General features: G+C 60.1%; 10 protein-coding genes. 4 read left to right on the top strand and 6 right to left on the bottom strand.

All coding sequences use genetic code 11. The features are described from left to right. Positions 1–35: 35 nt before the first annotated feature. From HALAL_RS0105415 to HALAL_RS0105405, 3 genes are all read right to left on the bottom strand, one after another. The gene (locus HALAL_RS0105415) at positions 36–557 is read right to left on the bottom strand and encodes a hypothetical protein (RefSeq protein ID WP_035534382.1); all 522 of its coding nucleotides are present in this window, start codon (positions 555–557) and stop codon (positions 36–38) included. A 164-nt stretch (positions 558–721) separates the two neighbouring features. Continuing rightward, positions 722–2,200: an MFS transporter gene (locus tag HALAL_RS0105410; protein WP_025273027.1), complete on the bottom strand. Its 1,479-nt coding sequence runs from the start codon at positions 2,198–2,200 to the stop codon at positions 722–724. An 87-nt stretch (positions 2,201–2,287) separates the two neighbouring features. Then, the gene (locus HALAL_RS0105405) at positions 2,288–2,866 is read right to left on the bottom strand and encodes an NADPH-dependent FMN reductase (RefSeq protein WP_025273026.1); all 579 of its coding nucleotides are present in this window, start codon (positions 2,864–2,866) and stop codon (positions 2,288–2,290) included. Positions 2,867–3,038: 172 nt separating this feature from the next. Between HALAL_RS0105405 and HALAL_RS0105400 the strand changes: the two genes are divergently transcribed. Further along, positions 3,039–5,873 carry an AfsR/SARP family transcriptional regulator gene (locus HALAL_RS0105400; protein WP_035534380.1) on the top strand — a complete coding sequence of 945 codons (2,835 nt, stop codon included), beginning with the start codon at positions 3,039–3,041 and terminating at the stop codon, positions 5,871–5,873. 493 nt (positions 5,874–6,366) lie between these two features. Here the strand turns inward: HALAL_RS0105400 and HALAL_RS0105395 are convergent, their stop codons facing one another. Both HALAL_RS0105395 and HALAL_RS0105390 read right to left on the bottom strand, forming a co-directional pair. Then, positions 6,367–6,582, bottom strand: a complete 216-nt coding sequence (locus HALAL_RS0105395) for a BldC family transcriptional regulator (RefSeq protein WP_025273024.1) — start codon at positions 6,580–6,582, stop codon at positions 6,367–6,369. A 187-nt stretch (positions 6,583–6,769) separates the two neighbouring features. Continuing rightward, the gene (locus HALAL_RS0105390; protein WP_025273023.1) at positions 6,770–7,597 is read right to left on the bottom strand and encodes a DUF8083 family protein; all 828 of its coding nucleotides are present in this window, start codon (positions 7,595–7,597) and stop codon (positions 6,770–6,772) included. 351 nt (positions 7,598–7,948) lie between these two features. On the opposite strand from HALAL_RS0105390, the gene HALAL_RS0105385 reads away from it, so the two are divergent. Together HALAL_RS0105385 and HALAL_RS0105380 are read left to right on the top strand one after the other, a co-directional pair. Beyond that, entirely contained in the window at positions 7,949–9,028 is a 1,080-nt protein-coding gene (locus tag HALAL_RS0105385) for a Glu/Leu/Phe/Val dehydrogenase dimerization domain-containing protein (protein ID WP_025273022.1), read from the top strand. Between the two features lie 204 nt (positions 9,029–9,232). Then, a complete protein-coding gene (locus HALAL_RS0105380; protein WP_025273021.1) occupies positions 9,233–9,478 on the top strand; it encodes a DUF3073 domain-containing protein in 246 nt (81 codons plus the stop codon). A gap of 610 nt (positions 9,479–10,088) precedes the next feature. Here the strand turns inward: HALAL_RS0105380 and HALAL_RS17400 are convergent. Continuing rightward, complete coding sequence (locus HALAL_RS17400; RefSeq protein WP_156937616.1) at positions 10,089–10,751, bottom strand: single stranded DNA-binding domain-containing protein; 663 nt, start codon at positions 10,749–10,751, stop codon at positions 10,089–10,091. Between the two features lie 211 nt (positions 10,752–10,962). Between HALAL_RS17400 and HALAL_RS0105370 the strand changes: the two genes are divergently transcribed. After that, positions 10,963–12,408, top strand: a complete 1,446-nt coding sequence (locus tag HALAL_RS0105370) for an aldehyde dehydrogenase family protein (RefSeq protein WP_035534378.1) — start codon at positions 10,963–10,965, stop codon at positions 12,406–12,408. The last annotated feature ends 6 nt before the right edge of the window (positions 12,409–12,414 follow it).

Raw genomic sequence — 12,414 nt, 5'->3', positions numbered from 1 at the left:
GTCCATTGTGCTGGAGACGTGACATCGACTTTCAACTAGCTGCCTTTCACCGAGAGTGTGCCCATGAGTTCTTCAATGTGGACGACCGTGGCAGTGTCGAGTGTATCGCCTGAAACGGAGACTTCGAATCGAACGTTGTCTTCCACGAAGGCGCAGATGAACCCCGTGCCGTCCTCGATGACGAAATTGCTGCCCGCGCCTTGGACGTCATTGGCGGCAACACATTCACGTGCTTCGGTGATATTGACCCCGGGACGCGCTTCCAGCAGGCGAGTCACCTCCCCGGCCAGGTATTCCGCATCGTAGTGATATGGACCCGCAGCATTGACGTTGACCGTCGCCCTCCCCACGGTCAGTTCGATCTGACCGGCCTCGGGGCGAAAAAGCCCCGGACGCAGAAGAGCCGTTTCCGGGGCGGTGAATTCGACCCGCCCCAGCTCGAAACTCTCCCCGGCGACGTCCTGCGACGGATTAATGGCCTTATTGAACAGGGGGACGCCCAACGCGAAAAGAAGCACTATCGCGCTGACCAACGTTGAAATCGACAAGGACCGCATTCGCATCACGTTACAAGTGTCCACAAAATCGGCCTAGATCGTACCCAATGGCACGGGAAAAGCCAAGATGTTCGTCCGCGACCGTCGGAGCCCCGACGATAGACGCGAAAAACGGCCGCCGGACGGGTACTCATCTACCCGTCCGGCGGCCCTCCAACCGACCGTCACTCCCCTGACGGCCCCACCAGAGTGGTTTCCTTTGGTTCTGACGGTCCCGATTCACCGGACGACGAGCTCGTATCGCGTCGCATGAGAATCCAGGACAGCAACGGAGCGAGCAGACCGATGGCCACCAAGACGACGAGGGCGGTGCGATGCCCTTGGATCAAGGCTTCCCCTTGCGTTGCCGAGGCCGGGGCGATCGTGGTCGTCACCCAGGCGGCCACCGAAGCCGCGATGGCGATTCCCACCGGGGATCCGATCATGAAGGTGCTTTCCTCAATGCCGGAGGCGATGCCGTTGTCTGCCTCGTCGACACCGGTCAGGGCGGCGATCGATGTCGACACCATCGCAACCCCGAAGACCAAGCCCATGACCACGGCTCCCGACAACACGATCCACAGGTTGAATTCATCGGCGGTAACACTGAGCAACGGGATCACCGCCAGGGCGGTGAGAAGCGTGGACACTATCACCACTCGCTTAGTGCCGAAGGCGGTGGTGACCTTCTGGCCGAGCATGGCCCCCACTATCGACGCTCCAGCGGGAACCACCATGATCAGGCCGAACTGAGTGGCGGAGAACCCGTGGACTCCTTGTGCCATCAGCGTGACGATGAACCAGGTTCCCTGCAGCATGCCCGCCAGGAACAGAGCGACGTTTCCACCGCTCAAAGTCCCGTTACGAAAAAGTCGCAGGGGAACCAGCGGGTAGGCCGCGCGCTTTTCCACGGCGAGGAAAAGGGCGAACAGAACGATCGATCCCCCGAGCATGCCCAACGTAGTCGGGTGCAGCCATCCGCTTTCGGGAACATTCGACATGGCCCACACCAGTAGGAAGAGGGAGGAGGTGATGGTGGCCGCGCCACTCAAATCGAAGGAGCCTCCACCGGCCTTACCTCGATCGGCCGCCAAGAACCGAAACGACAGGACCACCACAAGGAGAGCGAGAGGTATGTTCATGTAGAAAATCCAGGACCAGCCAGGGCCGTCAGTCAAGGGACCGCCGACGACGGCCCCCGAGATACCGCCCAACCCGCCAACGGTGGACCAGACCCCGAGGGCTTTATTACGCTGTCCGCCTTCAGGGAAGTTGGCCATGATCACCGACAATGCCGCCGGCATGGTGAGTGCCGCCGCGGCGCCCTGAGCGAAGCGGGACACGACCAGTACTTCACTGGACCACGCGAAACCGCAGAACCAGGAGGTGACGATGAAGGCCGTCATCCCAATGAGAAACATCCGTCGCCCGCCGAATCGATCGGCGAGACGACCACATAGCATCATCAGCCCTCCGAAGGTCAATGAGTAGCCGGTGACCACCCATTGCACCCCTCCGGCGCTGAAACCGAGATCGCTCTGAATGGAAGGGAGAGCGGTAACGACGGTGGCGGTGTCCAGCACGATGAGAAACGCCGCGCCGCACAATAGTGTCAAGAGAACCCGTTGGTTCTTGGTCAGTGATGTCTTCTGAGAGCCTTGCATGGGAGATCCTAAGTCGGTTGAAGTGGTTGGGAGATCAAAGGAGCGACCGCGACGGGTGTCGGAAACGCGGCCACTCCGGAGAGAGGTTTACTGCCCGTAGGGTTCGACGGCACGCTGCCGAGAGAGTGCCTGCGCCCACCAGGCCAGGTTGTTGAGTACGTGCTGGGCGGCCTTGTTGGGGCCCTCCGGGTCGGTCAACGTCCCCGATTCGTCGAAGGAATCCCAGAAGTTGGGGAAGCAGACGGTGTCGCGAATCGTCGTGGCATGCAGTTCGGCCAAGACCAAACGCAGCTGCTCGACTCCGCGAAGACCACCGGAGATACCTCCGTAGGAGACGAAGCTGACCGGCTTGGCCGCCCATTCGCTGTGGAACCAGTCGATGGCGGTCTTCAGGGGGGCCGGGAAGGACCGGTTGTATTCGGGAGTGACCATGACGAAGGCGTCGGCGCGCTCCAAACGCTCGGAGAGGTTCAAAACCGCCCGTGGAATGTTCTCTTCGCTGTCGACCAACTGGTCCGGCAATTCGCAGTCGACCAGGTCGATGACGTCGATATTGAACCGGTCGTTCTGCTCCGCCTGCTCGCGGAACCATTCGGTGATGGAGGGGCCGAAACGGCCGTCGCGGGTGGAGCCGATGATGATCGCCAGGTTCAGGTTGTCGCTCATTTTTCCTCCTCGTTTGTTGCGATGTGCCCATCATGGGAGGAGGCGCTTACGGAATCCTTCCGATCGGATTACGGTCACCGGGAATCAGCCGTAACCCGGACGAAACAGCAGGTAAAAGTCGATATAAAAGTAGTGGGATGCGCTTTTGGGAAACCGTAAGTATCCTTGTGTTATGCGATTTGGTGTGCTTGGCTCCCTTGAAGTAACCGATCAACACGACCGACCCGTCGACATCCCCGGAACCAAGGTTCGCTGCCTGCTCACCGTATTGCTCATCCACCCCAACGCAGTGGTGTCGGCCGACCGACTCGCCGACGCACTCTGGGGAGACGCGGTACCCGCCAAAGTGGAATCGGCCCTGCGGTCAAAGGTCTCGCAACTGCGCCAGGCCTTTCGCAATGCGGGGGAGAACGCCGCCGATCTCATTACCTGGCAGGACTACGGATACCGCCTGAACGTCGATCCGAAAAAAATCGACACACACCTCTTCGAACACAGCCTGCGCACCGTCGATACCGCCCCTGACAGCCGAACCCAACAGGAGTTCCTGTCCACCGCACTCAGTCTGTGGCGGGGCGATCCCTTCGGAGAGTTCCGCCACGAACGATTCGCGCTCGCCGCGGCCGCGGACCTGGAGGAAAAGCATCTCTCCGCCCGCGAAAGACGCGCCTCACTGCGGGTGGAGAACGGACAAGGCAGCTCGGTCGTCGCCGAACTGACCGCGCTGGCACAACGGCATCCCCTGCGAGAGGGACTGCACGCCTTGTTGATGCGTAGTCTCTATCAGGCGGGTCGTCAATCCGAAGCTCTCGACGTGTTCAGTGAGGTCGGCGAACGACTACGCGACGAACTTGGGCTGGACCCGGGGCCCGACCTGGTACAGGCGCAACAGGACATATTGCGACAGAACCTGCCCGCCGCGCCGTCGACATCGCAACAACCCGCGAGCGTGTCCACGGTTCCCGAGCCGCTCACCGACCTCGTTGGGCGTGAGGCGATGCTTTCGAGGGCCCGGAAGTTCTTGCGACGCCACCGTCTGGTTACCCTTACCGGTCCCGGCGGCGTCGGTAAAACCAGGACGGCGGTGGAGCTGGTTCGGGAGGTATCGGCGGATTTCCACGATGGAATTCAATTCATCGACCTGTCCACGGTTCGAGGTACTGACGCCTCGCAGGTCTACGAAGTGATGGCCGAACACCTGGGCGTGCGTGATGACGCCGCCTCCGGTGGATCGCCACTCGACAATCCGCCGAATCTACGTGATCGGTTGCTGAGCGCTCTCCTCACCAAGCGCTCACTATTGGTGCTGGACAACTGCGAGCAAGCCCGCGACGCCGTCACCGCGGCGGTACACGAAATTCTGGGAATTGCCGGTGAAGTCGCCATTGTCGCCACGAGTCGGGACGTTCTCGGCTTGCAGGCGGAACAGGTCGTGGTGGTCGATCCACTCGACTTCCCCAACTCCGACGAACTTGTGGGCGGGGTGGAGCTGGGACATTACCCGGCTCTCCGTCTTCTGGCCGATCGCATCCGGGCCACCGGTGTCGAACTCAGCCCCACTCCGGAAACCGTGTCGCAATTGACTCGAGTGGCCGAACATCTGGATGGATTGCCATTGGCTCTCGAGCTCGCCGCCGCTCGAGTACGGGTGCTCGGACTGTCCGAACTGGTGCGACGCATGGACGACCGCTTCCGGTTGCTGCGTTCGCGTTCGAACGATCGCCCGTCACGGCAGAGGACCTTGGACGCCGTGATCTCGTGGAGCTGGGATTTGACCACGTCCTCGCAACGAACGGTCTTGGGACGCTTGGCCTCCACCGCCGACGGTATGACACTGGCGGCGCTGGAAGAGGTGTGCGAGGACCTGGACATCGACCTGGATGAGGACTTGACCCGGCTGGTGGAACAGTCGTTGGTATACGTCGTCCAGGGAACTCATGGTCCCCGTTACCGGCTTTTGCAGACGATCCGTGCCTTTGTGCTTCGTGAACAGGACGACACCGAGGCATCACACCGTGCGGTGAAGGCCGTCAACGATTATTTCGTGGCGTACGTACTCACTGTCGCCCCGGACTTGCGAGGTCGCCACCAGGAAACGGCGCTGCGGTCGCTGCGGGACGAATCCGCCAACATCAGGCTGGTGTTGGAACGTCTGCTGGTAACCGATGTCGCTACGGCCGCCAGTACAGCTCTCGAGATGATGTGGTTCTGGGTTCTCACCGGACGGATTACCGAAGCACATGGATATGCACGCCATATGATCGAGGCGGATCTTGAATCCGCGGCCCACGCGACCGCGGTACGCCTGTGGCACGAAGCCTTGTCGCTACGTCTGGACGAACACCACGGCGACGTCGAGCGGTCCACTCCTTTTCACTCCGACATTGCGGACGATGATCGCTCGGCGGACCGGGTCGATATGGCGCATTGGTACCGCACGCTCACCCGAACCGCGACCGGACGTTGGCAATTCCACGAACCGTCACATTCGCTCGAAGATGCGATGTCCGTTCAGAACGAGTGGATCTCGGCGGCATGGAACATCGAATATGCTCTCGCGGCGTGGCGCGATTCCGTTCTCGATGACGCGGTGAAGTTCGCCGATGCGGCGCATCGCGGCTTTTCCGGCTGTGGCGATATGTGGGGGACGTTGCAGGCACTCGATATTCTTAGCCGCGTTCACGACGATCGGGACGCGTTGACGGAGGCTGAACGTCTGGACCGTATGGCCCTGCAGCATGCCGAAGATCTGTACCTGGTGAGCGATCTGTCGCGACTGCTCACCCGCATGGGGAGACGTGCTTTGATGCGCGGGGAGGCGGACACGGCGAAAGGTTTGCTGGTGAGAGCACGTGATCTGGCCGGGGATCAGTGCGACGCCATGATCGCCGGCGAGGCGGCGGGGGCGTTGAAGGCCATTGAAATGGATCTGACCGGTCAAGAGGCGAAGGAAATTCTGGCTGAAGAATGTGGAGCTTTCGTCGAAGCCCTCGATTATCTAAAATGACGTCCAATTCCGGACCTATAAATGTGGGCCACACCGAAGGATCGGTGCGACCCACATTGATCGGAATTTCGGGGGATGTAATGCAGTGGCCTGCGAGCTCACACCACGACGAACCCAAGAGCCCCAGTTCGAACCGCGAAACGCACCGTTGAGGCAGAAATGCCTGCGTCGCCACGACAAACTCAACCGCCAGACTATTCCTACGAATAAACCAACCGGCGAGCCGCTAACGACGCGCCGCAGGCGCGGAGTGCAGTGGCGGTAGAGCTACCTGTGCTCCTAAAAGAGCGCTGCCATCACTCCATCCCTAGGGACGAGCCAACTGGCGAGCCGCTAACAACGCGCGAAGCGCGTGTGCAGCGGCGGTAGAGCTGGAGAAGAGCTCAGGTTGTTCCAGGTGCTTCAGATTTGCGCGAGGAGGATTCGTCGCGACCTTCAGGTCGTGAGAATCCCCCGCAGCGCAAAGGTGGAGTGCCTGGGGCAAGCTGAGCGGTCACCGTTGAACAGGAATTTTCATGGCGCGCTCACCATCGAGGATTTCCATGATTTCGCTTTCGAGGAATCGCCGATGTCCGCCTAGGGTGCGGATGGCGGAGATTCGCCCGGAGTTGGCCCATCGAGTGACGGTTTTGGGGTCGACTCGGAAGAGAGCTGCGACTTCGGAGGGCAATAGCAGGGTTTGGTTGTCATTGGACGCGGATGCTTGCATCGTCACGTTGATCTCCTCTGTACCCGCTCGATGACTGAATCGAAATTTCCTCTCTAGTGTCTGTGATGTCTGGCTTGTCCGACATAGGGCAAATGGTTGTTTTTATCCTCCTAACGGTCAACCGCCCTTCCTACTAGTAGGAGAGGCGGCCCTCCGTTCGTGCCGTTAGGGGAGGTCGGAAGAGGTATTAGTTCAGACGTTCCTTGGCGCGAATTTCACGGAAGCGGGCGTTGAGGCGTTCCAGATGTTTTTCGGCCCCCGAGGTGTTTCCGTCGTTGGCCTCTTCGAGAGCCTTCCAGGTCAGGTCCACCGAGTCGTCCTCTGCCAGTTGTCGGTCGGTCCAGAGAGTCGTCAACCCGCCGAAGTCCAATTCGACCTTTGACGCGTCGTCGAATCCGCGCAACCAGGTCAGGGTGGAGTCGATCGCGCCAGCAAGGTCTTCATCGATCCAATCGTGTTCATTGGCGATGGACATCGCGATGTGGAGGCGGGCACGGACATCGCGAATCGGTGCTCGGTAGAGCAAATGGCGTGTTCGGTGAGAAGTGGAGTATTTCTTGTCCGTTCCGCGCATCGCCGACAGCCAGCGAATCGGGACCGTCCATATCGAGATTCGCTCATGTGAATCACTGGGAGTGTCGTGCCGGTCGATGTGGACGTCGGAAGTGACCACATCGGAGGCGGAGGAGATGAATTCCGGAGGGAACAGACGCTCTCCCAAGGTCCCCGGAAGCATGGACGACAGTTCGACCGCCATATGGGCGGTGCGGTAGGTCAGGTTCCAGGGGCAGATCAGAGGTTCGTCGCCGGGGAGGAGGTACGCCTCTCGAGGGAAATCCGGTACTTCCCGCCAGGGCCACCCCACCCGCGAATACAGCATTTCGCGAATCATGGTCGGCCCGTCCCAGACTGGTACGCCACGGCCGTCTTCCACGTATTGCCGCCAAAAATCCGAATCGGAAAAGGCGCTGACAGGTTCATAGACTCGGAAATAACCTGCGACAGGAGTAAACACGGCTTAATGCTGCCACATTGCGCCAATTCGGACAACCGAGGAGGCAACGGTTTTGACGGGATCTCCTAAGTGCCGGGACAACCAGCAACTTTAAAATCGAATGAGCTTAGACTTAAGAGTGTGACCAATAGAAGGAATCGGTGAGGAAATTCGGGGCGAACCGAAGGCCATCGCCGTTTGTTTTGACAGGTCATGCCACGACACAACCGCGTGTCTCACCCGTCTCCCACCACAGAGACGATCGCCGATGAGATCATGTCGAGCGGGTCTTGACCCGTCCGATATCTCATCGGGGAAAGCGATACAACAACTGGTCAAACCAAACCCAGTACAGCAATGGAGCTCAATATCATGGGAATATTCGACCCCCGCGAAAGCGGACGGGCGCATGAACAGGTCGTCTTCTGCCACGATCCGGAATCCGGCCTGCGTGCCATCATCGCCGTTCACTCCACCGCACTCGGCCCCGGACTCGGCGGAACCCGGTTTCACAATTACGCCTCGGAAGAAGAGGCCTTGGACGATGTGCTGCGCCTGTCGGAAGGCATGTCGTATAAGAACGCTCTTGCCGGCCTCGACCTCGGTGGTGGAAAGGCCGTTATCTGGGGCGACCCGACCGAAATCAAGTCGGAGGCGCTTCTGCGTGCCTATGGTCGCTTCGTGCAGAGCCTGCACGGCCGTTATATCACCGCCTGCGACGTCGGAACGTATGTACAGGACATGGACATTGTGGCGCGGGAAAGCGAATACGTTACCGGGCGCAGCCCCGATTCGGGTGGAGCAGGGGACTCGTCGATTCTGACCGCGCTCGGGGTATTCACCTCCATGCGAGCGGCGGCCCGGCACCGATTCGGTACGGACGATCTTTACGGCAAGCAGGTCGGAGTCGCCGGGGTCGGTAAGGTCGGTAAACACTTGATCGGTCACCTGAGTGAAGCAGGCGCCGACATCTATGCCACAGACGTCAATCCGGCGGCCCACAAGTGGGTGAAGGACAATGTGCCCCATGTGAATTGGGTGCATGACAATGAGATGCTCATGAACCAGGGTTTGCACATCTATGCGCCGTGTGCCCTAGGGGGAGTGATCAATGCGCAGAGCGTATCGAACCTCAAGGCCGATATCGTCTGCGGCGCGGCCAACAACCAACTCGACGACCTCGGAATCGCCCACAACCTCAGGGAAGCGGGAGTGCTGTACTGCCCGGACTACCTGGTCAATGCGGGCGGAGTGATTCAGGTCGCGGACGAGTACTATGGTGCGTTCAACTTTGATCGCGCCAAGCGTCGTACCGAAGCCATTGGAACTACTCTCGCGTCTGTTTTGCAACGCGCCGAAAGCGATGGAACCACAACCGTCGCCGCTGCTGACACGCTTGCCGAAGAACGCATGGACTCGATCGCGCGATTGCGTCGGATCCGGCTCTCATAATGTTGAAATGAAAAAGAGCTCCCGCCCTTAAGTGAGGTATTGCATAATATGTCCCACTGGGGCGGGATTTCGGTAACGAAAGCGCCGGGGTGGGATGCATGCAAGCGCTAGTAGCATGTACCGTAGGACCCACGAAGAGATTGCAAGCGTTCCGGGAAGCCGAAAGGCTTTCCCGATGATTTCTGTGCGAGGGGGTCGAGCCAGATGGGGCGCGGCCGAGCTAAGGCTAAGCAGACAAAAGTTGCCCGTAAGCTGAAGTACCACTCACCGAACACTGATCTGCGCGCACTCGAGCGTGAACTCAGTGGTCGCGGTAAGCAGGACGATGAGCAGCGGGAAGAAGACCCGTATGCCATCTACGCCGAGCGGTACAACGTAGAAGAAGACGACGATCTCCGTGAAGAAGAATGGCTCCCGCCAGGGCGGAAATCTTTAAGTTCACCAGACTGACCACTCTGCGTTCGTAAAAGTTGACATCCGCACGCCTGTGGAAGCCTAAGGTTGCGCAGCGACCCGATTACTCGCGCCGACGGTATCCGTGTACGGGTACACCTCTATTATTCCGGTGTGTCGCGCGCTCGAACGGTAACGGTTGGGTACGCGGGTTACGAGATGGACCAACGGATGCGAATGTAGACGGTTCATATCGGCGGACTGTTCGCCTCGTGACTTTGCGGAACTGCACTGACCGGCTCAACCGATAATGCAATAATGATTCACCAAAGAATTTCAGGTGGTTGGAGTAGGCACTCCAACCACCTTTTTTAAGCAGATTTTACCTGCGCTTTGCCAGAGTGGACCGTGGAATCGCTGTCCGCTGGCGGTGCCCCACTCCGCGCAAGCATTCGGACAGGCCGACGACGGCCTGTCCGAAACGCACCCTATTCAGAAATTCCGGAAGGCTCGAGCCGTCTAACACGGCGAGTTTTTCCGGTTTCCGCCGTCTAACACGGCGAGTTTTTCCGGTTTCCGCCGTCTAACACGGCGAGTTTTTCCGGTCTACCCGTCCAGCACGGCGAGCCATTCCGGACTTACTCGTCCAACAAGCGAACCGTCGCCGTTACTGCTGCGGCGGTTGCTGTTGCTGCCACTGCTGCTGTTGCTGCTGCATCGGCTGACCCATCTGCTGCTGTGCGGCCTGAGCCTGCTGCATGCCACCCTGCGGAACGCCGGGAGCGGCATTGGCCTTCTGCTCATCGCTGGGAACGAGGATGGCAGCGGTGGCCAGGAGGCCGTAGGAAATCAGAAGCAGGAAGGCGCTCAGGTAGAACGAGGCGTCCATTTCCGGCTTGTCCGTGATCAGGTTGAAGAGGAAGCGGCCCAAGAACAGCGCCGCGATCGCGACCGAGAGGAACTGCCACAGACGAAGGTACTTCTTCGGCGTGAAGAGAGCCAGTCCGACCAGAATGATCAGGGTGAAGAGCGATCCCGACAGTACGCCGCCGATGCCGGTACCGAGGAATCCGTACGGCGTGGAGATGTCGTCGCTGGTTCCGGCCAACAGACCGGTCAGAATGAGAGCACCGAATGCTGAGAGAGCCAAAATGGCCGGCAGCATGGGTACACCCAGCTTGTCGAAGGCGTTTGGCCCCTGAGCCTGGTACGGATACGGCGCTTGCTGCGTCGGGTATCCAGCCTGCTGCGGGGCGGAATAGGGCTGACCGGGGTATCCCGATTGTGCGGGCTGCTGGGGGTAGCCCGCTCCTGCTTGTTGTTCACTCATGCTTTCTATGATGCCTTGCCCGCGCCACATCGTGTAGGGAGGGTTCGTCGAGGTGGTGACCACCGAAAGAGCAAGCGCGACATCCCCCTGAACGAGGCGTTTCGTCTGAATCGCCCGATTTCTCGCCGTATTGGAAAGAGGCGAGCGGTACCCCGGTTTCGCCCGTCTATAACCGTGCGACGCAAAACATTGAAGCCGTACAGTGAAGACTATGTCTCTACGTCAACGTCCAGTCTCGCCAATTTGGGTGGGAGGTCGTCCGCAGCACGGTGAGGACGAGTTCCTGGTAACCCATCCGTGGAACGACGCTCCGGTGGGAGCGACCTCCTGGGCTACCCAAGGGCAGGTGGAAACGGCGATACGTGCCGCCCACTCGATCGCCCCGGAATTCGCCGCGACCTCGGCTTACGATCGTGCCGCGGCGCTCGAGTACATGCGTCGACGCATTGAGGAAGAGGCCGAAACGCTTGCTGAACTGATCAGTGCCGAATCGGGGAAACCGATTCTGTGGTCTCGCATCGAAGTTGCGCGAGCGGCGTCCACGTTTCGCTGGGCGGCGGAAGAGGTCCGTCGTATGTCCGGGGAAGTGCAACGTCTGGATACCGACGCCTCAGGCCTGGGGCGACTCGCGTATACCCGGCGTTTCCCCCGTGGCCCGGTCCTGGGAATCACCCCGTTCAACTTTCCCCTCAATCTGGTCGCCCACAAGGTCGCCCCGGCATTGGCGGCCGGCTGCCCCATCGTCGTCAAGCCGGCCCCGTCCACTCCACTGGCGGCCCTGCAATTGGCGTCGTTTTTCTCCGAGACGAAGCTGCCCCATGAGGCCTTTTCGGTGTTGCCCGCTTCGGTGGAACTGACCAAACGTATGGTCGCGGACGCACGACTCCCATTGGTCTCGTTCACCGGTTCGGTACCCGTCGGGCACGAAATTCAACACGCCGTACCCGACAAGCACGTGACGTTGGAGCTGGGCGGGAATGCGGCCGCATTGGTGTGCGCCGACTACTCCCAACTCGACTGGGCGGTGGAACGCATTGCGACCTTCGGCAACTACCAGGCCGGACAGTCGTGCATTTCGGTTCAGCGAGTGTTCGTGGAGTCCCCGATCTTCGAAGAGGTCAAGAAGAAACTCGTCACCGCCGTCAAGGCGTTGCGTACCGGTGACCCGTTCGACCCCACGACCCAGGTCGGTCCCTTGATCGACGTGCGTTCGGCGCATCGGGTGCACGAATGGGTTCAGGAGGCGATCGCCGCGGGTGCCGAGTGCCTCATCGGTGGAGATGAGCCGGCAGGTGCGGAGCTGGCTCCCACGGTGTTGACCCATGTTCCACGTGAAACGAGGGTGGTGGGTGACGAGGTTTTCGGACCGGTGTTGATCCTGGAAGAGGTTGCGAACCTGACTGAAGGTCTGGCGGCGGTCAACGATTCCAAGTTCGGTCTGCAGGCCGGGGTGTTTACCGACAACATCGCCACCGCCATGCGAGCGCATCGGGATCTGGAGGTCGGCGGGGTGATCGTCGGGGACGTGCCGTCGTTCCGCGCCGATCAGATGCCGTACGGCGGAATGAAGAATTCCGGGGTGGGGCGTGAAGGCGTACGCAGTGCGATTGAGGATTACACCAGCGAACGTGTGCTGGTCATGCCGGATGTTTTCTGAGAACGC

Origin of the sequence: Haloglycomyces albus DSM 45210 (genome assembly GCF_000527155.1) — a bacterium.
Taxonomy (GTDB): domain Bacteria; phylum Actinomycetota; class Actinomycetes; order Mycobacteriales; family Micromonosporaceae; genus Haloglycomyces; species Haloglycomyces albus.
Note: the sequence above shows the minus strand (reverse complement) of the source record. Positions and strands in the feature narration are given on the sequence as shown.

Excerpts from the sequence above, each read along its gene's own strand:
- HALAL_RS0105415 (WP_035534382.1), bottom strand. The coding sequence starts at position 557 with ATGCGGTCCTTGTCGATTTCAACGTTGGTCAGCGCGATAGTGCTTCTT.
- HALAL_RS0105410 (WP_025273027.1), bottom strand. The coding sequence starts at position 2,200 with ATGCAAGGCTCTCAGAAGACATCACTGACCAAGAACCAACGGGTTCTC.
- HALAL_RS0105405 (WP_025273026.1), bottom strand. The coding sequence starts at position 2,866 with ATGAGCGACAACCTGAACCTGGCGATCATCATCGGCTCCACCCGCGAC.
- HALAL_RS0105400 (WP_035534380.1), top strand. The coding sequence starts at position 3,039 with ATGCGATTTGGTGTGCTTGGCTCCCTTGAAGTAACCGATCAACACGAC.
- HALAL_RS0105395 (WP_025273024.1), bottom strand. The coding sequence starts at position 6,582 with ATGCAAGCATCCGCGTCCAATGACAACCAAACCCTGCTATTGCCCTCC.
- HALAL_RS0105385 (WP_025273022.1), top strand. The coding sequence starts at position 7,949 with ATGGGAATATTCGACCCCCGCGAAAGCGGACGGGCGCATGAACAGGTC.
- HALAL_RS0105380 (WP_025273021.1), top strand. The coding sequence starts at position 9,233 with ATGGGGCGCGGCCGAGCTAAGGCTAAGCAGACAAAAGTTGCCCGTAAG.
- HALAL_RS17400 (WP_156937616.1), bottom strand. The coding sequence starts at position 10,751 with ATGAGTGAACAACAAGCAGGAGCGGGCTACCCCCAGCAGCCCGCACAA.
- HALAL_RS0105370 (WP_035534378.1), top strand. The coding sequence starts at position 10,963 with ATGTCTCTACGTCAACGTCCAGTCTCGCCAATTTGGGTGGGAGGTCGT.